The organism is Anaerolentibacter hominis (genome assembly GCF_032380675.1).
In the GTDB taxonomy this organism is placed as follows: Bacteria; Bacillota; Clostridia; order Lachnospirales; family Lachnospiraceae; genus Anaerolentibacter; species Anaerolentibacter hominis.
Genome location: NZ_JAWDIX010000001.1, coordinates 1,231,684 through 1,254,910, shown reverse-complemented (window position 1 = coordinate 1,254,910; position 23,227 = coordinate 1,231,684). Strand labels below are relative to the sequence as shown.

15 protein-coding genes are annotated in these 23,227 nt (G+C 47.6%); 3 read left to right on the top strand and 12 right to left on the bottom strand.

From position 1 onward, the window contains the following. Positions 1-27 precede the first annotated feature (27 nt). Positions 28-1,071 carry an N-acetyl-gamma-glutamyl-phosphate reductase gene (argC, locus tag ABCW47_RS05805; RefSeq protein ID WP_343208911.1) on the bottom strand — a complete coding sequence of 348 codons (1,044 nt, stop codon included), beginning with the start codon at positions 1,069-1,071 and terminating at the stop codon, positions 28-30. A 288-nt stretch (positions 1,072-1,359) separates the two neighbouring features. On the opposite strand from argC, the gene ABCW47_RS05800 reads away from it, so the two are divergent. Next, entirely contained in the window at positions 1,360-2,577 is a 1,218-nt protein-coding gene (locus ABCW47_RS05800; protein ID WP_343208910.1) for an argininosuccinate synthase, read from the top strand. 45 nt (positions 2,578-2,622) lie between these two features. On the opposite strand, the gene ABCW47_RS05795 is transcribed toward ABCW47_RS05800, so the two are convergent. Next, a complete protein-coding gene (locus ABCW47_RS05795) occupies positions 2,623-5,199 on the bottom strand; it encodes an Ig-like domain-containing protein (RefSeq protein WP_343208909.1) in 2,577 nt (858 codons plus the stop codon). Between the two features lie 362 nt (positions 5,200-5,561). On the opposite strand from ABCW47_RS05795, the gene ABCW47_RS05790 reads away from it, so the two are divergent. Continuing rightward, positions 5,562-6,497 carry a zinc dependent phospholipase C family protein gene (locus tag ABCW47_RS05790; protein WP_343208908.1) on the top strand — a complete coding sequence of 312 codons (936 nt, stop codon included), beginning with the start codon at positions 5,562-5,564 and terminating at the stop codon, positions 6,495-6,497. A 116-nt stretch (positions 6,498-6,613) separates the two neighbouring features. On the opposite strand, the gene ABCW47_RS05785 is transcribed toward ABCW47_RS05790, so the two are convergent. Further along, positions 6,614-9,535, bottom strand: a complete 2,922-nt coding sequence (locus ABCW47_RS05785; protein ID WP_343208907.1) for an Ig-like domain-containing protein — start codon at positions 9,533-9,535, stop codon at positions 6,614-6,616. A gap of 289 nt (positions 9,536-9,824) precedes the next feature. Between ABCW47_RS05785 and ABCW47_RS05780 the strand changes: the two genes are divergently transcribed. Then, positions 9,825-10,112 carry a helix-turn-helix domain-containing protein gene (locus ABCW47_RS05780; protein ID WP_343208906.1) on the top strand — a complete coding sequence of 96 codons (288 nt, stop codon included), beginning with the start codon at positions 9,825-9,827 and terminating at the stop codon, positions 10,110-10,112. Positions 10,113-10,313: 201 nt separating this feature from the next. On the opposite strand, the gene ilvA is transcribed toward ABCW47_RS05780, so the two are convergent. The 9 genes from ilvA to ABCW47_RS05735 all read right to left on the bottom strand — a co-directional run bounded on the left by ilvA (position 10,314) and on the right by ABCW47_RS05735 (position 23,135). Next, positions 10,314-11,531 carry a threonine ammonia-lyase gene (gene ilvA / locus ABCW47_RS05775; RefSeq protein WP_343208905.1) on the bottom strand — a complete coding sequence of 406 codons (1,218 nt, stop codon included), beginning with the start codon at positions 11,529-11,531 and terminating at the stop codon, positions 10,314-10,316. Positions 11,532-11,632: 101 nt separating this feature from the next. Further along, positions 11,633-12,571: a signal recognition particle-docking protein FtsY gene (gene ftsY / locus ABCW47_RS05770; RefSeq protein ID WP_343208904.1), complete on the bottom strand. Its 939-nt coding sequence runs from the start codon at positions 12,569-12,571 to the stop codon at positions 11,633-11,635. A gap of 338 nt (positions 12,572-12,909) precedes the next feature. Further along, on the bottom strand, positions 12,910-16,470 hold the full coding sequence (gene smc, locus ABCW47_RS05765) for a chromosome segregation protein SMC (protein ID WP_343208903.1): 3,561 nt from the start codon (positions 16,468-16,470) through the stop codon (positions 12,910-12,912). Next, complete coding sequence (rnc, locus tag ABCW47_RS05760) at positions 16,461-17,162, bottom strand: ribonuclease III (protein ID WP_343208902.1); 702 nt, start codon at positions 17,160-17,162, stop codon at positions 16,461-16,463. The genes smc and rnc overlap by 10 nt, the downstream gene beginning before the upstream one ends. A 241-nt stretch (positions 17,163-17,403) precedes the next feature. Then, complete coding sequence (gene acpP / locus ABCW47_RS05755; protein WP_343208901.1) at positions 17,404-17,637, bottom strand: acyl carrier protein; 234 nt, start codon at positions 17,635-17,637, stop codon at positions 17,404-17,406. Between the two features lie 18 nt (positions 17,638-17,655). Next, positions 17,656-18,681 (bottom strand): phosphate acyltransferase PlsX, encoded by a 1,026-nt coding sequence (plsX, locus tag ABCW47_RS05750; protein ID WP_343208900.1) that lies wholly within the window; start codon positions 18,679-18,681, stop codon positions 17,656-17,658. Positions 18,682-19,200: 519 nt separating this feature from the next. After that, positions 19,201-21,138 (bottom strand): bifunctional 4-hydroxy-3-methylbut-2-enyl diphosphate reductase/30S ribosomal protein S1, encoded by a 1,938-nt coding sequence (locus ABCW47_RS05745; RefSeq protein ID WP_343208899.1) that lies wholly within the window; start codon positions 21,136-21,138, stop codon positions 19,201-19,203. After that, on the bottom strand, positions 21,135-21,806 hold the full coding sequence (cmk, locus tag ABCW47_RS05740) for a (d)CMP kinase (RefSeq protein ID WP_343209601.1): 672 nt from the start codon (positions 21,804-21,806) through the stop codon (positions 21,135-21,137). Before cmk ends, ABCW47_RS05745 begins: the two co-directional genes overlap by 4 nt. Before the next feature lie 93 nt (positions 21,807-21,899). Further along, entirely contained in the window at positions 21,900-23,135 is a 1,236-nt protein-coding gene (locus tag ABCW47_RS05735; protein WP_343208898.1) for a BaiN/RdsA family NAD(P)/FAD-dependent oxidoreductase, read from the bottom strand. Positions 23,136-23,227 lie beyond the last annotated feature (92 nt).

Below are 23,227 nucleotides of genomic sequence, written 5' to 3'. Positions count from 1 at the left end.
ATTCTCCATTCTTCTCTCCGCCTTTCCTTACGGGAACATGGGAACAACTTTCAGTCCCGTGTTCTCTTCCAATCCAAACATCAGATTCATATTCTGTATTGCCTGACCGGCAGCCCCCTTCACCAGATTGTCCAGGGCGCCCATCATAATTATTCGTCCGGTCCGCTTATCCAGCTTCACATTAATATCAACGAAATTGCTGCCTTCCACCCAGCGGGTCTCCGGATACACATTCTCCTGCAGCAGGCGGATAAAATATTCTCCGCCGTAATATTTCTTATAAACTGCCATGACTTCTTCATATGTAATATCCGGGTTCGTCAGACTTGCATACTCCGTTGCAAGAATACCCCGGTTCATCGGTACCAGGTGAGGCGTAAAATTCAACAATACCGGTTTCCCCGCAGCGTAGGAAAGCTGCTCCTCTATCTCCGGGGTATGGCGGTGATTTGCCACCCCATAAGGCTTAATGCTTTCATTCACCTCACAGTAGAGGTTGGGCAGTTTGGCCCCTCTGCCGGCACCGGAGGTCCCGGACTTGGCGTCAATAATCAAAGTATTGGGATCAATGATTCCTTCCTTTACGAGCGGATAAGCTGTCAGGATGGAACAGGTGGTATAACAGCCGGGATTGGCTACCAGCCGTGCCTTTGCCACATCCTCCCGGTTGATCTCACACAGCCCGTATACCGCTTCTTCTATATAAGAAGGACTGGCATGGTTCAGTTTGTACCATTCTTCATAGATTGCCACATCCTTTAAACGGAAGTCAGCACTCAAATCAATTATTTTGACTTTTGAGAGAACCTTCTCGTTCACCAGAGAAGCACAGAGCCCCTGAGGCGTAGCGGTAAAGATCACATCCACGCAATCTGACAGCTCCTCCAGGTTATCCTCCCGGCACACATCGTCCACCAGCTGAAACATATTCTGGAAAACCTCACTGTATTTCTTATCCGTATAGCTTTTCGAACCATACCATACAATCTCCGCCTCCGGATGCCCCAGGAGCAATCGCACCAGTTCCTGTCCCGCATAGCCGGTAGAGCCGATAATTCCTACTTTTACCATGTCAGATACCCTCTTTCTTCTTTCAGGCAGTTTCCTGTTCATTTGCAATGTAATATGAATATTTTCTCATAATTATACATTCTTGTTTATAAGATTGCAAGAGTGAATTATAACTTTTTTCCCTTAAAATAAGCGGAATTATTTTTTCAGAAAATAAAAATTAGCTATTGCATATTATTTGCAATTGATGTATATTTATAATGTCATTTTGAAACAGACATACATAAAACGAGTCACGTAAGTAAAATAGCATTGCTTTCGTATGAATATGATTGGAGGACTGTTAGTATGAAAAAGGAAAAAGTTGTACTCGCCTATTCCGGCGGACTGGACACTACTGTATTAATTCCATGGTTAAAAGAAAACTATGATTATGAAGTTATCTGTGCCTGCATTGACGTAGGCCAGGGCACTGAGCTGGACGGCCTGGAAGAAAGAGCAAAATACACCGGAGCCGATAAATTATACATTGTCAACGTGGTAGATGAATTCTGCGACGAATACGTGGTTCCCTGTGTGCAGGCCGACGCCGTCTATGAAAACAAATACCTCCTGGGCACCGCGATGGCACGTCCTCTGATCGCAAAAGTATTAGTTGACATTGCCAAAAAAGAAGGTGCGGTTGCCATCTGCCACGGCGCTACCGGCAAGGGCAACGACCAGGTCCGTTTTGAGCTGGGCATCAAGGCACTGGCTCCTGAATTAAAGATCATCGCTCCCTGGAGAATCTGGGATATCAAGTCCCGTGAAGAAGAACTTGCATATTGTGCAGAGCGGAATATCAATCTTCCCTTCTCCGCGGATAACAGCTACAGCCGTGACCGGAACTTATGGCATATCAGCCACGAGGGACTGGAACTGGAAGACCCTGCCGCTGCTCCCAACTACGACCATATGCTGGTATTAGGCGTCAGCCCGGAGAAAGCGCCGGATGAACCGGAATCCCTCTCTCTCACCTTCGAAAAAGGTGTTCCGGTAGCTTTAAACGGCGAGAAAATGAAGGTCTCCGAGATCATCACAAAGCTGAATGAGCTGGGCGGTAAGCATGGTGTGGGCATCGTGGATATCGTGGAAAACCGTATGGTCGGCATGAAATCCCGCGGCGTCTATGAGACTCCCGGCGGAACCATCCTGATGGAAGCACATATGCAGCTGGAAGAGCTGATCCTGGATAAGGAAACCATGCTGATGAAGAAAGAGGTTGCAGCGAAATACGCCGATGTGGTTTACTCCGCAAAATGGTTCTCACCGCTGCGTGAGGCTCTGCAGGCTTTCGTAGAGTCTACCCAGAAATATGTAACCGGCGAAGTTAAGATGAAACTGTACAAAGGAAATATCATCAAACAGGGTACTACTTCTCCATATTCGATCTACAACGAGAGCATCGCTTCCTTTACAACCGGTGATCTCTATGATCATCACGACGCAGAGGGCTTCATCAATCTGTACGGCCTTTCCACCAAGGTTCGGGCTATGAAGATGGCGGAAGCCGAGAAAAATAAATAATTATACCGGGATATGAAAACGGGAGGCAAAAGCCTCCCGTTCTTTCTATTCTGCCTGCCCAAGAACAACATTTAGTAGATTAAACTCTATCGTTAGAGGATCGGTGCCGCCCGCTCCATCCATGTCCTGCACAATGGTAAAGTTCTCAGCCTTCCCCTCCGCTATGCTAATTTCCCTGACCATACAGAAGTACAGCACATTGTCTACTGTCACAAAGTGATCAGGCGTACTGGCAAATGTATAAACCTTATTTACTTGTGACGTTGGATCTATCATTTCAAACCATGCCGTATCTTTATAATCATCGGGAACCGCAATCTGGAATGCAGCATAGTATTTTTGAGCTGTAAACGGATTCATCGTTCCGGTTACATCAATGTGAGCTATTCTGTCATCCTTATCGTCACTTTCATTGTAAGTATATTCCAGAGAAAAATACCCAAAATCCTGACGATTTACTGCATCCGTCTTGTAACCTTCATAAACGGCAGCATCCACCTTCTTTACCAGCTCATCCCTTAACTTTACTTGCCCCATTGATATCTGATAGGTCGTAGGACTGTAATACGCTTTATCTCCGTCAAAATCCACTGTAATACTAAAATCCCGGGCATAGGTAGCCGGATGCGTATCCGGTCCCACGAGCATAATCAATACGTAGTAAGTATGTTCTGCATTGTCACTCCCGGTTAACGTCACTTTTCTTGAGAGTACCGTATTACTTTCGGTAAGTGCCGCCTTCGCTTTGATTAACAAGTCCTCTGAGGCAGCGAATTCCCTTGGTATCTCAAATTGCAGAGCCGCATAATAGCCTCCCCATTCTCCCCACATACCCCAGTCAAAATCACTTGGTTTAGAACCCGGATTATAGCTTTTGAATCCCGTCGTTCTCCACAGCGTCCCCTGTGCTGTCACGTTTTGCCCTGCCTGAGTATAATGCAGTGTAGAATGAGCTAATTTGGGTTTATGTTCCCACTCCGTCGATTTATCCTCATCCGTCGTCTTAAAAGGAAATGCCGTTTCGTAGACAGCAGATTCTGCCGCCGTTATATTAATCTCAGAATTATGTACCTCAGGCTTCGGCCCCGGATCGGGTGAGGGTACAAATCCGCCGCCACCTCCACCGCCGCCGCTGATTGTGCCGCCGGTACTTCCTTCTTCTGTCTTGTCCTGATCCTCCACCCCTGTGGTTCCTTCCGCCACATTCAGATCTTTCACATCCACGTCAAGCTTCGCATTGTTTCCGCTGATATCCGCCTGGTTTATCTGTCCTTTTCCTGTCAATTGTGTATTATCGCCTTTGATCTGCGCCTTATCCACCGTTCCATTGACTTCAATCTGCGCAGACCCTGCCAGGCTTTCCAGCTCACGGACGTCCCCATTTAAAACCACGCGCATCGGCGTTGTATCATCCACAAGGCGCACCCGCTCCGCCGGTATATTTAAAGTAACATTGCCGGACTCTATATTTGCCGTATTTAATTTAGCGCCTTCTCCTCCTATTTTCACTTCTCTGGACGAATTGCCCGGTCCTACCTTTAAGTCTCCCCTATAGCCATTTAGGTTTACCGAAGCAGATGCCGTATTTGGCGAAATAAAGACCAGATTCAGGGCAGAAGAAGCATCCTGCACAGAGTTCAGGGAACGTGTTACGATGAGCTCCTGCACTCCGGTATTCTCTGTCAGATGCAGATTGGTCAGGACAGCGGCCTCCGCCGCCTCTTTCCACGTATCTGCTGTTTCCACACGGTTGACCTCACAGTTTACCAGAGTAACCGACTCTACGCCTTCCTCCAGGCGCAGGCTGCCGCATACCTTCATATTCTCCAGTGTCACACCTGTCTTTCCAGCTGAGGCGCGCACCGTCACATTGCCATAAAGACCGTCTTTACGATATATAGTTCCATCCCTACTATCTTCGCCGCTTATGATAAGATCCTCCGGCACCGTAATCGTAACCGGTTTGCTCTTGGCCGTTATCGCTTCCTTCTTATATTTTTTAAGAGCGGATTTGCTCTGATAGGTCTCCGCAGTCAAAGTAAAGGCTCCTGCCTGAGTGGGGCACACCGTTCCATCCGGATTCACCTTCGCTTTTGCCGTATTATTCGACAAAACCCATCTGGTCTTATCGGTTGCCCTGCCGCCCGATTTGGTCTCTATCGTCCGGTTAAAATCAAATTCATCCCCCACCGCCAGCAGATTTCCGTCAGGAGCGTTGTTGATCTTAACCGCCTCCGCATTCTCTTTCACCTGGATACGGCAGCTTAAGTTTGCTACCACCGCCCCGCTCTTTTTGCTGCTGATTGTGCAGACGACATCGGTTGCTCCGGCTTTAACCGCCTTTACAAGTCCTTTTCCTGTCACCTTTGCAACCTTAGAATCGCCGGATTTCCACTTGACATCCCAGATACTTCCCGCGTTTGCAGGCGCGTTTCTCACCTTTAGCTGGTATGTACGTTTTGTACCCGTAACATTGTCCTGATTAAGATAGAGAACCTTCTCTTTCTTGTTCAGACTGTAGGACGCCGCCTCTGCTTCCGGAGCATTCCCGAACAGCACGGTTCCCAGAGTGAGCACTGCCGCCAGGCAGACAGCCAATAACCTGATTTTTCTTCCCTTCATAACTATCCCCCATTCCGAAGCGTTTGCGGGGCAGTCTATATGACTTTTCACGCTGCTCCCCTTCTCGCTTACTTGTTTCTATTCTATCACTTCTGCAGCTATTAACCAATAACTTTGATCGTTTTACATCGTCAGAATAGACGGAATAAATTTTTCAGATCATTTATGGTATAATGTCGTAAGACATTATACCGGTGCCGGAGCGCAAAAGGCCGCAGGCCTTTTCCAGTGCTCGGAGTGCTAACGGCCGAAGGCCGTTTTCCCCCTGGAGGGTATCATAACGTTTTGTAGTTATGGTATACTAAAGGTAAACTAACCGGAAAAATCAATTCCGGTTTTCGATTAGAATGGAGGTTCCCGTCATGCCCGGTTTTACTACACATTATCTCTTCGGCACATCCTGCTTCGCCCGGATGCCGGAAAGCACCCTGAAATCCCAGATTGCCCGCCACAAGCATGTCTACAGCTTTGGAGAGCAGGGACCAGATTTCTTTTTCTTTTATCTTCCCTCCCATCTGAGCAGAGCTCCCATCGGCACCTTGATGCATGAAGAAAATGCAGGACGGTTTTTTCGGTCTATGCTCCGCTTTGCAGAAAGTCTGCCGGACCGGGAAGATCAGGCCATCGCTTACTCCTATCTGGCTGGCTTCCTGGGGCACTACTGCCTGGACTGCGCCTGCCACCCTTATATCTACAGCCGCACAGGCTATGATCCGGACGGAGTGAAAGAAAAAGGATATCTGGGGAAACATGTGGACATGGAGACGGATATCGGAACCCTTCTTCTGAAAATGAAAAAAGGCCGGCTCTCCTCCCGGTTCCGTCAGGCGGGCACCATCCGCATGACCCATCGGGAAAAGCAGATTGTGGCCCAGATGCTGAGTTACAGCATTGCATGTGCCTATCACCGCCGAATCTCCTACCCGCTTATGTATCTTGCACTGACCTTTCTGCCCCTGGGCGTCCATGTGCTCCATGATCCCTCCAGTAGAAAAAGAAAAGCCTTTTCCGCTGTGGAGAAAAAGCTGCTGGGATTTGAATTTGTCTCTCCCCAGATCGCAGCGGACCGGGAATCGGACGAACACAATGTATTAAATCTGTGTTATGAGTACTGGGAACATCCCTGGAAAAAGGGAGAATGGAGTTCTGCCTCCTTCACGGACTTGTACGAAAAGGCCGGGAAGGATTATAACAGAATCTTTATGGCGATGGCAGATTTCGTGGAACAGCCGGGGGAACAGAGTTGGAGAAAAGCGGTAAAGGAAATGGGAAATCGGTCGTATCATAGTGGATTGTAAGAATAATTGCGTCTATAAATTCGATTGTCTATCAATTGGACACAATAGAATAGGGCTATCAGCATAAGCTGATAGCCCTATTCTCATTATGGCAAGCGCCTAATTTCAATACAAATTTACGCCTCAGGAGCTGGATCTTTTTTAGTTATACTACTCATATCAATCGTATAAGTAATCGGTTTGAAAGCATCTCCTGTGCCGTCAAAATCGACTTCAATGCTAAGATCATTTTCAGTCTTTAATCTAACAATAACATTAAAGTATGTTACACCGTCAACCTCGTCAAAAGCTTCATGGTTAAATTCTTTATTCATTTTAATAATAGTAGAATTTTCCAACCCCTTTGGAAGAGGAATCTGTATAGCCGCATAATGACCACTCTGCTCACCTACATCTGAACGATTAAACTCAACAAACCCTTCTACCTTATTCAATTCGCCAGATGCAATGTATTTCGTTCCGTCATTTTCGTCTGGTACGTAGGTTAAAGACATATCAGCCAGAGCAGGAAGTCCCTCCCATTTAGCTTTAACATATTCATTGTAAACTGCTTCCGACATAACCTGAGGTACTGCCTGATCAGTATCAATCAATTCAACCTCACTCATGTCGAAATGATATGTAGCCGGAGCATAGGCTTCCCCAGCGCCATCATAGTCTACCGTAATGTCAAACGAACGAGCTTCTGCAGCATCATTACCTAACCATTTAATAGTACTGAAGTAAGCCTTGCCTCCAACATTATCAAAAGCATCTTTACCAAATGTTTTATCAATCGTACCATCGTTAACTCGAACAGTAATGTCCTCTGTAGCGTCAGTCGGGATTTCAAATTGAATTCCCGCATAATAACCGCTCTGTTGGTCAACATCGCTGCTGAAGCCTGTAAGCCCGTTTACTTTGTAAAGTTTACCGGTAGCTTTAACATTATTTCCATTCTTACTGTAATCCAGTTTAACCCGGCTATAATCTAAATCGCCAACGATTGAATTATATTCTGTATAAACAGTTGTACTCATAACTTCCGGCTCTACAACAGATGCTTTCGCACATAATTCTACACCAGAGAAGTCCAGACGGTAAACGGTTTCATCATATTTTGTTCCTTCTCCATCCAGGTCAACGGTAAGCTCGAGAACCTTGCCTGTCGTCTCTCCTTCTTTTGCAGCCAGATACAGAAGACTGAAATATGTCACATCATCTACAATATCAAATCCCTCTTTAGTAAAGGTCTTGTTTGTAGATTTAATAGAGATTGTATCTTCATATCCTGTTGGAATCTTAAACTGGATTCCTGCATAATATCCGCTTTGCTCATCTGTCTTTGTTGTATTAAACCCAGTAAAGTCATCGTTAAAGTAGAGTTTACCAGAAACTGTAATCTGCTTTCCAGAAGAAAGCGTAATGTCCTGCATATCAGACAAACTGTTTGGTTTGCCCGCCCAAGGATCATCAGGATAACCTTTCGCATATACAGCAGCATCCATTACTGTAAATTCTACATCAGAATCATTTGTCGTCGGTCCGATCGGTCCTACGATAGCTCCGCCGCCGCCAGTATTTCCAGTCGATCCGCCGTCGGTAACAGGTTTGCCGTTTCCATCGGTTACGCCGGTAGCATTATCGGCAACATTTACCTCGTTGACTGCTACACCAACTTGTGTGTTATTGCCGGAGATTTCTGCCTTCTCGATCCTGCCGTTTCCGCTAAGAACAGTTTCTCCGCCTTTGATAACAGCAATTTTCACCTGACCATTGATAACCAGATTTACATTATCTGCTTCGCTGTTCAGAGTTTCCACTGACTGGTTCAGAACAATTTTTGAGTCAGTTGCTATAGCAGAGATTTTTACATTATTTGCCGGGATTGTAAGATGCACCTCTGCGTCGGTGTTAATCAAAACTGAGTTTGCCCTCGTAGAAGATCCCTGAATTTCTATTTTCCCATTTTCAAGTAAAGAATTAACAATGATATCTCCATCAAATCCATTCAGTACAACTTTAGAAGTTGCAATCTGAGGTGATACAGTGACCGTCCTGATTTTAGAAGTAGCATCCTGGGATACATTGATATTCTTAGCAGCTAATGCATTAAAGATAGTAGTATTGTTCTGTACCGTCAGATTTAACGGAAGATAAGAAAATGCAGCCGCTTTTACAGTATCAACGGTCTCTGCTTTCATAACCTTACAGTTTTTCAGGGTAACGTTCTGAACGCCCTCTTCAATCTGAAGGTTTCCGTAAATCTTCATGTTTTCCAGCACAACATTATTGGCTCCTGCGGATGCTTTCACGGTTACATTGCCGTAAACGCCGTCCTTCACATTGATAGAGCCATCTTTCAGATCTGCTGATGCAATCGTCAGATCTTCCGGTACGGTGATCGTAATCGCTTTACTCTTAGCAGTAATCGCTTTGGAACCGTATTCTTTTTTAGCAGCCTTGCTCTGATAGGTCTGGGCAGCTAATGTAAAGGAACCGGCTTTGCTCACGGTTACAGTACCGTCGGAAGCTACTTTGGCGCCTGCGGTGTTCTTACTCAGAACCCACTGGGTTTTGTCGGTAGCTTTGCCGCCGGAAGCAGTTTTCATTGTCCGGTTAAAATCATAGGATGAACCGATGGCCATCATATTATCTTCCGGTGCGTTGCTGATCTTCACAGATGCAGCGTTCTCTTTTACCTTAATGTTACATTTCAGTGTAGCAAGCTTAGCACCGCTGCTCTTCTTTGTAACTGTACAGGTAATCGTCGCGCTTCCTGCCTTCACCGCTTTTACAAGGCCTTTAGAAGAAACCGTTGCCACCTTCGTGTCATCGGATTTCCATTTTAAAGACCAGGCGCTGCTGGCATTTTTTACTTTCAGCTGATAGCTGTCTGCTGTCTTCGTAACATTATCTTCGTTCAGATACAAGATCTTATCCTTTTTGTTTAAGGAATAGCTTGCCGCCTCGGATTCTGTGGAAAACATTACAGCGCTTCCCAGAACCATGGCAAATGTCAGAACAACAGCCAGGAGTTGTTTCATTCTCTTTTTCATTAGAGCACTCCTCTCCCTTCCTTTTAAATTGTGCTTTCGCACATTATTTTATAGAATCCTGTCCCAAAACGCTGTCTAACTCCCCTATGTACATCTTAACTGTATTCTGGAACGGCATTACTATCCTATTCCCCCATTTTCCCACTGGCAGAAATAAATAAAACATTTTACTATTTGTGAATATTATACGTCAAATTTAGATCAAATTCAACTAATAGTTGTAATTTAAATACCATTTTCTACCAACTGTTTTGGTTCTTTGTGTAAACTGGGAAAAGGAGGTAAACTAATGGTTGAATTGGGAAATAAATTAAAACGACTACGACTGGAAAAGAAACTGACACAATCCCAGGTTGCAAAGCTGTTAGGTGTTACCGGCAGTATTATTTCAGCTTATGAAAATTCACTTCGGCAGCCATCATATGAAAACCTGATCAAATTAGCTGCACTTTATGGGGTCAGTACGGACTATCTACTGGGGGTCACTCGAAAGCCGGCTTTAAATACGAATGGTCTTTCGAATAAGGAGGTTTCGGTTCTATCTGAATTGATTGAAATAATGAAAATAAAAAGCTAGATTTCGTCGGACATCCTTACAGCCGAATAAGGAATGTGCCGCAGTCATATACCCGCGTCTCCGGCCGTCGTCTGTAACAGCTTAAACTTATGCTGGAGCCACATCCCCGGAGGATTTTGTATCATAGGCAATGTGGTTTCCTATAATACAATAAAGCCCCTGCAGAGATTTCCATCCCTGCAGGGGCTTTTGCTTTTTCAATTAATATGTGGCCTGTGTCTGTTCAGCCTTTGGGTTAAACCCGTTGTCCTTCAGCGCCTGTATAATCGCCTTTTTATGCTCGGTGCCAAATGCTTCCATCGTAATGGTAAGCTCCACCGCCGCATTCCTGTTGATGCTGACAAACTGATTGTGATCCAGACGGATGACATTACCCTGCATCTTGGCGATTACCTCCGCCACATGGAGCAGTTCACCCGGACGGTCCGGAAGCAGCACGGAGACAGTAAAGATTCGGTCCCTCTGAATCAGGCCGTGCTGTACCACACTGGCCATGGTAATCACGTCCATGTTTCCGCCGCTCAGCACACACACAACCCTCTTATTTTTGCAGTCCAGATGCTTGAGGGCAGCTACAGTCAGCAGGCCGGAATTTTCCACAATCATTTTATGATTTTCCATCATATCCAGGAAGTTAACAATCAGCTCTTTATCCTCAACCGTGATAATCTCGTCTACATTCTGCTGTATGTACGGAAAGATATTCGGCCCCGGTGTCTTCACCGCCGTACCGTCCGCGATGGTATCCACACCCGGCAGGGAGACTACCTTGCCTGCCTTTAAAGATTCCTGCATACAGTTGGCTCCTGCCGGCTCTACCCCAATTATTTTAATATTGGGATTGAGCATCTTGGCAAGGGTGGAAACTCCGGCCGCAAGGCCGCCGCCGCCGATGGGGACAAGAATGATATCCACGGTCGGGAGATCCTTTATAATCTCCATGGCAATCGTTCCCTGGCCGGTGGCCACAACCTCATCATCGAAAGGATGAACAAATGTGCATCCTTCCTCCTCTGCTATTTCCAGAGCCCTCTGGCAGGCCTCATCGTATACATTTCCGTACAGGACGACCTCCGCCCCATAGCTTTTCGTCCGGTTTACTTTGATTAAAGGAGTGGTGGTAGGCATGACGATCGTCGCTTTCACTCCATAGAGCTTAGCGGCATAGGCAACGCCCTGGGCATGGTTGCCCGCGGAAGCTGTAACCAGCCCCTTCTCTCTTTCCTCCTGAGAAAGCGTACTGATTTTATAGTATGCCCCCCTGACCTTATAAGCGCCGGTATACTGCATATTTTCCGGTTTCAGGTATACCTTGTTTCCGCATGCATCGCTGAAATATTCACTGAACACAAGATTAGTGGGGTTGATCACATTTTTAACAAGTTCTGTCGCTTCCTCAAATTTCTCTAAAGTCATCATAATACCATCGCTCCTCATCTTTCCGCATCAAACGGTGCGCATCCTTACAGCCCCGGACCAATACCAGGCTGTTTATTATCATGTATATTATTATTCCCTGCCTACTCCTTTGCGGAGTCATTCTGGAACAGGGCTTTCACAAAGGCCTCGGCGTCAAACTTCTGCAGATCGTCAATCGTCTCTCCCACGCCGACATATTTTACCGGGATGCCAAGCTCCGACTGTACGGCAATGGCGATTCCCCCCTTTGCCGTCCCGTCCAGTTTGGTAAGGATAATACCGGAAATATCCGCCACCTCCTTAAACTGCTTCGCCTGCTCCAGGGCATTCTGCCCGGTAGTACCGTCCAGAACCACCAGCGTCTCCCGGTGTGCCTCCGGATACTCCCGGTCAATCACACGGTTGATTTTCCGCAGCTCCTCCATCAGGTTTTTCTTATTGTGAAGCCGTCCTGCCGTATCACAGATCAGTACGTCCACACCTCTGGACTTGGCCGCCGTGATGGCGTCAAATACAACCGCAGCCGGGTCAGAACCCTCCTGCTGGGCGATAATATCCACATGAGCCCGGTGCGCCCATTCCGTAAGCTGCTCGATTGCCGCAGCCCGGAACGTATCGGCCGCCGCAACCATCACCTTCTTGCCCATCTCCCGCAGCTGTCCGGCCAGTTTTCCTACCGATGTGGTCTTGCCCACGCCATTGACTCCCACAACCAGCACAACCGCCTTTTTATTTTCAAACTCATAATCAGCATCGGTCACCTGCATCTGCTCCTCGATGCTCTCGATCAGCAGCTCCTTGCAGGCACTGGGGTCCTTGATGTGCTGTTCTTTTACCTTTTCTTTCAGGTTATTCAGAATCCCAGTCGTGGCGTTAATTCCCAGATCGGCCATGATCAGCACTTCTTCCAGCTCTTCGTAAAAATCGTCATCTATACTGGAAAATCCGCTGAAAATGGAATCAATTCCCGACATAATGCTGTCTCTTGTCTTTGTAAGCCCCGCCACAAGGCGGCTGAAAAAACCTTTCTTCTCTCCCATATTCCTACCTCATTCAAGTACGCCTCGGCGTACTTGCTGCGAGCCGCACGTCATGCTTTGCATGACATAATACATCTGCGCGGCTCTGCAATCCGCCGGAGGCTTTATTTTGGAAGGAGACTAGGCTCCCACCAAGACGAATTTGTTATTTACTCACCACCTATTCAGGGGGGAGTCTTATCTACTTCCATGATAAATCTTATTCTCAAATCTTAAACCGCCAGGCACCCTGCCCGTTCCATACCAGAACAAAGACCGGGGTTTTATGATGCGGGAAACACAGTTTCCTATATCACAAAAAGCGTATGCCCAACCTCTCTATCATAGTACAATTTCCGCTATTTGTCCAACTGATCATCCAGCAGATTGACGGATACCATGGTGGATACTCCCTTCTCCTGCATAGTAATGCCATATAGGATATCCGCGGCCGTCATTGTGCCGCGCCGGTGCGTGATGACAATAAACTGGGTTTTCTTTGACAGTTTCTTTAAATAATCCGCAAACCGTCCTACATTGCTGTCATCCAGGGCCGCTTCAATCTCATCCAGCAGACAGAAAGGAGAAGGCTTAAGATTCAGGATGCCAAACAGCAAGGAAATTGCTGTCAGTGCCTTCTCACCTCCTGAAAGCATCATCATATTCTGCAGCTTTTTCCCGGGCGGCTGGGCGATGATGCGGATTCCCGCTTCCAAAATATCCTCATCCTCCACCAGTTCCAGCCTTCCATGTCCGCCGCCGAAGAGTTCCTTAAACACCTTATTAAATTCCTGGTTAATCGCGTCAAACTTTTCCCGGAACTGTCTTCGCATTTCCGTGTCCAGTTCTTCAATAATCCGCCGGAGCGATTCCTCCGCAGATACAATGTCATTTCTCTGAGAAGAAAGCAGTTCGTACCGCTCGGATAAGTTTTTATAGTCCTCTATGGCATTAATATTAATATCCCCCAGGGCTCTGATCTTTTCCTTCAGTTCCCCGATGGACTTCTTCATCTGATTCTGGCTCTGGCTGGAATCAGTTTTCAGCAGGAGCGCGCGGTTATAAGTGAGCTCATACTGTTCCCACATATAATCCATCTGTGACTGCAGCGCTGCCTCCATCTTTTCTTTCTGGCCGTTCAGACGAAAGACCTCCTTGTCAAGAGCATTCATCTGCTCGGACATGGTTTCGCGTTTCTCAAAGAAGGATTTCTGCCGGAGGGCGATGTCATTCTTTTTAACCGCCAGCTCTGCAGTCTCACCCTCCAGCTCGTCCACCAGCTTCCGTTCATTCTCCATTTGCTCACGGAGTGTTCCGATTTCCTGCTCTTTTTCCGCTATCTGTACCTTATTCTGATCAATGGTACGGTCAAGGGACTCTTCCTCCTGATTAAAATGGCTGATTTCTTCTTCCAGCCTGCCAATCGTCTGCAGCTGGAAAATACGGCTCTGCTCCGCCGCGGCAAAGTCCAGGCGCAGCTTAGCGAGTTCTTCATCCTGCTGTTTGGCAGCGGCCTGGAATTCTTCCAGCTCCCTGCTGTATTCTTCCATGGCTTCCTCGGCGCTCTGACTCTTCTTGCCCCGCTCTGCCAGCTCGGCTTCCAGCTCTTTAATCTGGCTTCTGATCTTCTCCAGTTCTTCTTCCTGCCCGGCGTACTCTTGCTCCAGCGCGTCCAGCCGCCCGGCGGCAGCCTTTTGTGCCTCAGCTGCCTGCTCGCATTTTAAAGAAAGCACACTCTTTTTGATGGCCAGCTCTTTCAAAGCCTCACTATTTTCCGCTAAAATATCCTGCTTCTCCTGAAGCTCCTTCTGCAGCTCTTCTACTTCGGCTTTCAGCCCCGCGTTCTCCTTTTTCAGGCGTCCCAGGCTGTGTTTCAACTCCTCCATCTCCCGGTTCCGCCCCAGAAGATTTCCGGAATTTTTATACGTTCCTCCCGTTATAGCGCCTCCCGGCGTAAGAAGTTCCCCGTCCTTTGTTACCATGCGCAGGGAATATCTGTATTTCTTAGCCAGACTCAAGGCGTTCTGAATCGTATCCACCACAACAATGCGGCCAAGCAGATACTCCGTGAGCTTATCATATTTGGCCTCTGCCTTCACCAATGTTGAGCCCAGACCAATAACCCCTGGCTCATTCAGCACTTCTTTCTGCTGAAAACCACGGTTATGCTTCATACTTTCCAGAGGCAGGAAAGTAGCACGTCCAAATTTATTTTTTTTCAAGTAGGCGACCAGCTGTTTTGCGGTTTCTTCCGTCTCCGTCACGATGTTCTGAATACTGCCGCCCAGAGCAACCTCCACTGCGGTCTCATATTCTTTCTCTACTTTGATGATATCCGCCACTACACCGATAATGCCCGGCTGCCGCTCCTTCTGTTCCATCACTCTGCGGATGCTGTTACCGTATCCGTCATAGCGCTCCGCGATATTCTGCAGGGATTCCAGCTTTAAGGCTGTCCTCTGCATTTCCTGGCTGCTGCGCTGCAGCTCTCTGCTCTTTTCTTCCAGCGTTTTTTTCAGTTCCTGGGAATCTTCCTGGGCCATCTCATTGCTGACCTGATATCTGGAAAGGCGGCTGTTTAACACATTTAATTCTTCCTGTCCTTTTCGCACCGTCTCCTTCAGATGCCCGCCTTCCGTTTTCGACCGCTCCATTTCTTCCAGAAGGGCATTTTTCCTGCTCTGGGTCTGCTCATAAACGGCATGGCTTCTCTCCAGGAACGCCTTGGTGTCCGAATCATTTTCCATCCGCTCCAGGACTTTGTCATAGCCTTCTTCCATCAGCCTGGAATACTGCTCTGCCTTCTGTCTCACATCAAACAGAGCCTGCTTTTTCTGCTGTATAATCACATTGGAGGCCTCAATCTCTTCCTCCAAAGCTTTTAATTTCTTTTTTCCTTCCTCCAGTTCCCTGAGACGGTCCTCCTGCTCTTTTTGAAGGCTTTCCTTCCGGTCCTGGAGATGCAGGTCACTCTGCTGCATACCGGCAATTTGCTCCTGCATGACGTTAATCCGGCCGCCCAGCTGCTCCAGATTGATCTTCTTCTGTTCCAGGAGGCTGCGTTTTTCTTCCAGCTTCCTGTTCTCTTCTTCCAGAGAAGCTTCCAGCTCATCATACTCTTTCCGGATTCCCTCATAGGATTCCCTGGCCGCTTCCAGGTCCTTCGATGCGATCTGAATCTTTTCTTCCAGTTCCTTCCGCCCGTTTTCCATGCTGTCATACTGCATCAAAAAGAGGTTGACATCCAGAACCTTTAGCTCATCCCGCAGGGAAAGGTATGTTTTGGCCGCCGCGGACTGACGCTCTAACGGCCCAATCTGTTTTTCCAGCTCTCCCAGGATATCGTTCACACGATTTAAATTCTGATGCTCTGCATCCAGGTTTTTCTCTGCCTGATTCTTGCGCTTTTTAAATTTGGAAATACCTGCCGCCTCGTCAAAGAGCTCTCTTCGATCCTCCGGCTTGCTGCTCAAAATTTTGTCAACCTGGCCCTGTCCGATAATTGAATAGCCTTCCTTGCCGATTCCGGTATCAAAAAACAGTTCCTGCACATCCCTGAGGCGGCAGCCATTGCCATTGATCAGATACTCGCTCTCCCCGGACCGGTACACCCTCCTGGCAACGGTCACCTCATCGTACTCGATGGGGATCATATGGTCACTGTTATCCAGAGTCAGGGCAACATAAGCAAACCCGAGCGGCTTTCTCGTCTCGGTCCCGGAAAAAATGACATCCTCCATCTTCGATCCGCGCAGCTGTCTGGCGCTCTGTTCGCCAAGCACCCATCGCACCGCGTCTCCAATATTGCTTTTGCCGCTGCCGTTGGGGCCCACAATGCCAGTAATGCCGCCATAGAATTCAAACTTCATTTTATGGACAAAGGATTTAAATCCCTGTACCTCTATACTCTTTAAATACATTTCATTCCATCTTTCTTCAGCATCAGTATCGTACCATAGGCTGCCTTTTGTTCCGCCGCTTTCTTGGATTTCCCGCTGCCGGTGGCATAGCCGTCCTCCCCGATAAATGCCTGGACCGTAAACATCTTATCATGGTCCGGCCCTTCCTCCCGGATAACGCGGTATGACAGCAGCTGTGTAAAGTTCTCCTGAACCATCTCCTGCAGGATCGTCTTGCTATCGTAAAACAATTTTTTGTGCTCCATATTATTTAAGATATAACGGCTCACAAATTCTTTTGCGTTAGTAAAACCACCATCCAGATAAATCGCCCCGATCAGCGCCTCCACCGCATCAGATAAAATAGAATCTCTTTTTCTGCCGCCAGTCTTATCCTCGCCCCTGCCCATCATCAGGTATTCGCCCAGATTTAATTCTCTGGCCACATCTGCCAGTGTTGGTTCACAGACTATACTGGCCCGCAGTTTGGACAGATCTCCCTCTTCCATATTCGGATATGCCCGGTATAAAAAGTCGCTGGTTGCCACTTCCAGCACCGCGTCCCCCAGAAATTCCAGCCGCTCATTGTTCGCCAGTCTGGACATGCCGTGTTCATTGGAAAATGTACTGTGAGTCATTGCCTGGCGCAGCAATCCCTCATTTTTAAACGTGTACTTCAGTGTACCGCACAGTTCATGAAATGACTGTTTCATCGTCTCTCTCCACGCCTCTCTTTCTGCTTTTCTCCGGTCCGCCGTCTGCCGGATTGCCTTCCAACAAACGCCGCTATGCGAGCCGTCTTATTGCAACAAACACCGCCGCGCTATGCAAACCGTCTTCTTGTAATTAAAAGACGTCCGGCGACAACCGAACGTCTTTTAAGCCCCGGCGGCACAGAACCTGCCGGGTCCCTATTTCATTCCGTCAGCAAACGGACTTTCAGACCAGTCCGGCCTATGCATTCAGAGCATTTTTAATCTGCTCCACCGCATCTGCAACAGTAGCAATATGTTCCACTTCTTCATTGGCTATCTCAATGTCGAATTCCTCCTCAATGCCCATGATGATCTGGAAAATATCCAGGGAATCTGCCCCAAGATCATCCACGAAAGTAGTTGACATTGTAATCTCGTCTTCCTCAACATTTAATACTTCACTGATAATTGATTTTAACTTTTCGAATTCCATAACGGGTCCGCCTTTCTATTAATTATTCTTCTCCATCTTGGGGCCAGTCAAATTTTCCCCTATTTTCTCAATAATCTGCTGCTCCTTGAACACAGCACACTGCAGAATTGTATTTTTTACTTCCAGTGCCTTTGAACTTCCGTGAGTCTTCACCACCAGACCTTTCAGCCCCAGCATGGGAGCTCCCCCGTACTGGTCAATATCAAAAGCTTTCAGGGACTCCTTCAGCGCCGATTTACAAAGCAAAGCTCCCATTTTACTCTTAAAGGTACTCATCATCCCTTTTTTCACGGTGTGGATCAGAACACCACCGATGCCTTCATACAATTTCAGGATTACATTCCCCACAAAAGCCTCGCAGACAATAACGTCCGCAGCACCGCTTGGTATATCCCGTGCTTCGATATTGCCGATGAAATTAATATCCTCACATTGTTCCAGTAATGGATAGGTCTCCTTGACCAGGGCATTGCCCTTCTCCGCCTCCGCGCCGATGTTGACTATCGCCACCCTCGGCTTCCTGACACCCATGACATGTTCCATATAAATAGAACCCATCCTGGCAAACTGCACCAAATGAGAAGGCCTGGCATCCACATTAGCGCCGCAGTCAATGAGCAGAGAAACTCCCTTTGAGGTAGGGATAAGCGGTGCCAGCGGCGGCCGCTCCACGCCCCGTATCCGGCCTACAATCAATTGGCCGCCAACTAATACAGCGCCGGTACAGCCTGCCGAAACGAACGCGTCTGCCTCACCCTTTTTAACCAGTCCAAGACCGACAACAATAGAAGAATCCTTTTTCGTTCTGATTGCCATGACCGGTGCTTCCTCATTGGAAATTTCCTCGCTGGCATTCACAATTTCAACCTGGCTTTTATCATAAGTATACTGACTAAGCTCACGATTGATTACATCCTCTTTGCCAACCAGAATTACACCGATCTCCTTCTGCTCACCGATGGCCTCCATTGCCCCTTTAATAATCTCTCCCGGAGCATTGTCACCACCCATAGCATCCAGAGCAACCGTTATTTTTTTATCCATATATGCCTCCTGGGTTTTACAGATCTTTTATCTGTAAAATGGAAGATGTATCAGCTGTAAAAAGTCCGTCCGTACTAATAATTCGTCCAGAACAACACCTGATATTCATCTCCCGGATCTTGTCTATTCCTAATATACTAGATAACAAACTAGAAATCAATATATTTTTCAGAGCCATGTAAAGACAGAAACAGAAGCCCCAAAAGAAGAGCTCGCTCTCCTTTTGGGGCTTCTGTTTTCTGGCTTTTATACGGCGAAGCCGTATAGCGAACAAAAGTCTCACTTTTGTGAGCGTAACATGGCGTGTCTCTGCAAAAGCCATCTCCCTATCATTCATGCGAAGCCGTATAGCGAGCAAAATTCATTTTGCGAGCTTTACATGGCGTACCTCTACGACCATACCCTCCATCATTCATGCGAAGCCGAATAGTGACATGGCCCACCTCTTCACCCCTGCTCCCGCAAAAAAAACGGGAACCCCATTCAGGGTTCCCGCCATCCTATCGTCATCTTAATAAATTACTCTTCTTCCGGAGCATCCTCTTCTTCCAGGACAGTCTCTGCCGGAGCTGCCTGTGTCTCGAGAGCCTTCATGCTCAGGCTGATCTTCTTATCCTCGCCGTTGAAATCAACAACCTTAGCGGTGATAATCTGGCCAATGCTTAATACATCAGAAGGTTTCTCCACATGCTCTCTGGAAATCTGAGATACATGAAGCAGAGCGTCAACGCCCACTTCCAGCTCCACGAATGCACCGAAATCTGTCATACGTGCAACCTTACCTTCTACCACATTGCCTACAGCATAATTCTCTGCTGCATGCAGCCAGGGATTCTGATCCTCAAATTTCATACTCAGGGCAATCTTCTCTCCCTGAATATCCTTGATCAGTACGGATACTTTATCTCCAACTTTAAATACCTTCTTCGGATTCTCTACTCTGCCCCAGGACATCTCGGAGATATGAAGCAGGCCGTCTGCGCCGCCCAGGTCGATGAACGCGCCGAAATCGGTCACATTCTTCACAGTACCTTCCACGGTCATGCCAATGCTGATTCTCTCGAAGAGTTCCTTCTGCATTTCTTTCTTTCTGGCAACGAGAAGCTGCTTTCTGTCACCGATGATTCTTCTTCTCTTCGGATTAAACTCGCTGATTACAAATTCAATTTCCTGATCCGCATACTTGTCCAGATTCTTCTCGTATGTATCTGAAACCAGGCTGGCAGGAATGAAAACTCTTGCTTCGTCAATGACTACGCTTAAGCCGCCGTCTAATACAGCAGATACTTTTGCTTTCAGGATCTCTTTGTTATTATAAGCTTCTTCTAATCTCTTGTTGCCCTTCTCTGCGGCAAGTCTCTTATAAGTCAAAAGCACCTGACCCTCGCCGTCATTTACTTTGAGAACCTTTGCCTGCATGGTGTCTCCCGCCTGCACTGCTGTTCTCAGATCCAGATTAGGTACATTTGTATATTCATTTCTGGTGATGATACCGTCAGCTTTATAACCTATATTTAAGATAATCTCATCTTCTTTAACGTCGATAACGCTACCTTCAACGACCTCCCCATTATGAATCGTAACTAATGATTCCTCCAATAATTGTTCAAAACTCATTTCTGACATGATAGAATGAACCTCCTTAATAATATTCTTCGGGGTCGAGGCCCCAGCGGTAATACCAACGCTACTATCAGATTTAAATTTCTTTAAATCCAGGTCACTGAGTGTCTGTATATAATAAGTTTCGTCACACTCTTTTTTACAAATCTCAAAAAGCTTCTGCGTGTTCGAACTATTTTTTCCACCGATAACAACCATAGCATCTGATACACTTGCGAGCTGCTTTGCTTCAATTTGACGCTCATTGGTAGCATGGCAAATTGAATTCACAGCAATTATATCATAACCCTTCCGGGCCAGAATTTCAACTAATTCTTTAAATTTCTTGTAATTAAATGTCGTCTGCGCCACCAGACAATACCGGATCACTTTTTCACCGGCAAACTTTTCAGCCTCTTCAGGAGACTCAAGGATTACCGCATCCCCCTGGCACCAGCTCCTGATCCCCTCTACTTCCGGATGTCGGCGGCTGCCGGCGATGATTACTTTTTCGCCCCGTTCTTCCGCTTCTCTGACGGTTTTGTGGATCTTCTTTACAAACGGGCAGGTGGCATCTGCTATCCTGACGCCTTTTTTTCCCAGAGCCTCATATACTTCGGGTCCGACACCATGGGAGCGGATGATCACACAGGCATCCTCGTCTGCGGGAATCAGATCCAGATTCTCTGCGACAACAACACCCTTGTGTTCCATCTCCTCAACGACTGCTTCATTGTGTATGATGGGCCCCAGCGTATAGACCTTGCGCCCTCCGGCCGCCTCTGCGTACACCATATCCACCGCCCGCTTCACGCCGAAGCAGAACCCGGCAGTCTGTGCTACCGTCACCTTCACCGCTTTGCTCCTTTATAGTATCCGATAATCGTATCCACCACTTCCTCGATTGACATATGAGAGGAATCAACCACAATGGCATCCTCCGCCTGCTTCAGCGGTGCAAAGTCACGGTTCATATCCTGTTCATCCCTGGCTATGATATCTCTCTCCACTTCCTCCGGGCTGCAGGAAATTCCTTTTCCAGCAAGTTCTTCGCAGCGCCTTCTGGCTCTTTCTTTGCTGGAAGCCGTCAGATATATTTTCAGCCCGGCATCCGGCAGTACAAAGGTGCCGATATCCCTGCCATCCATGATAACGTCCGCCTCTCCGGCCAGTTTTCTCTGCAGTTCAACCAGTTTCAGCCGTACGTCATGATTCACAGCTGCTGCGGAAGCCATCTTGCCTGCTTCCTCCGTACGGATCAGTCCATTGACATTTTCTCCGTTTAAAAGAACTACCTGCTCGCCATTTTCATAGCGGATGGTTACATCCGCTTCCCGGCAAGCTCCGCTGATCCGCTCTTCCTCTCCGGCTTTTATACCATTTCGGATCAGATACAGTGCAATCGCCCGGTACATAGCTCCCGTATCCACATAAATAAAACCAAGCCTTGCCGCAATCTTCCTGGCAATTGTGCTTTTCCCCGCTCCTGCAGGCCCATCAATCGCAATACTGAAATAGTTCAATTTCATACCCATGCACATTCCTGTCATTAAGCTGAAAGAAGCCGTTTATGCATGGACTCCTTCTCCCGTATTTTCTTTCAGCCTGATAATCTGTCAGACAGCGGCTGCCTTGCCCGCCGCATAGCCCGTTGACCAGGCTATCTGCAGATTAAATCCGCCCGTGAGGGCATCCAGATCCAGCACCTCTCCCGCAAAGTACAGGCCAGGCACTTTTTTGGATTCCATTGTGGCAGGATTGATTTCTCCTACCCGTATCCCGCCTTTTGTAATAATCGCTTCGGCAAAGCTTCTCGTCCCGGACACATGAAGCGTAAGCGCTTTCAGCAGTCCGGCCAGCGTTCTTCGTTCTTCTCTTGTAATAGTATTAACCTTTGCCTCCGGCGAAATACCGCACAGTTGAATCATAACCGGAATCATCCGCTTCGGCAAGAGGTGGTCAAGGGCATTTTTTAACTGTTTTGTGCCTGCCTGTTCAAAATCCCGCAGAATCCGCGCATCCAACTGGTCCAGAGTGAGGGCCGGCTTTAAATCAATCTGTGCCGTAACCGGTTCCCTGCCGATCCAGGCCGCCGCATAGCTGCTCGCGCTTAACACCAGCGGGCCGCTGATACCAAAGTGGGTAAACAGCATTTCTCCCTGCTCCCGGTATAGTTCTCTTTTCCCCGCCTTAACAGTAAGGCCCACATTTTTCAGGGAAAGCCCCTGCAATTCCCGGGCAAAGTCTTCTTTTGTCTCCAGAGGGACCAGGGAAGGAAGCCGTTTTGTTACTGTATGGCCCAGATTCTCGGCTATACGGTACCCATCCCCTGTAGATCCGGTAGACGGATAGGACACTCCGCCGGTGGCAACAATAACCCGGTCCGCGGTCAGAAGCCGTCCGTCGGCCAGATATACGCCCAACTCTTCTCCCTCTTCCATCTTAACGATCCGGCTGACTTCCGTGTCAAGAAGGATCGTAACCTTCAGCCGCCGGAGTACGCGCACCATAGCGCCGATGACATCCGAAGATTTATCGGACTGAGGGAACACTCTCTGTCCCCGCTCCACTTTTGTCTTACAGCCCAGCTTTTCGAAGAAATCTATCGTCATCTGATTGTCAAAGCCATAAAGAGAGCTGTACATAAATTTCGGGTTGGAAACAATGCTCTGAACTATTTCGTCCAGATCACATGCGTTGGTAAGGTTGCATCGGCCCTTGCCCGTAATAAAGAGTTTTTTGCCGAGCTTTTCATTCTTTTCCAGTAATGTTACCTGGCTCCCTTCTTCCGCCGCAGCGACTGCCGCCATCATACCGGCCGCGCCTCCGCCTATAACCATAACCCGATTCATCCTTTATTCCAGCCTTTCCGCCTGTATTTACCGGCCGGCAAGCAGTGCTCTCCCTGCGGCCGTGTTACTGCTGCAAACGCCGGTACACTTTG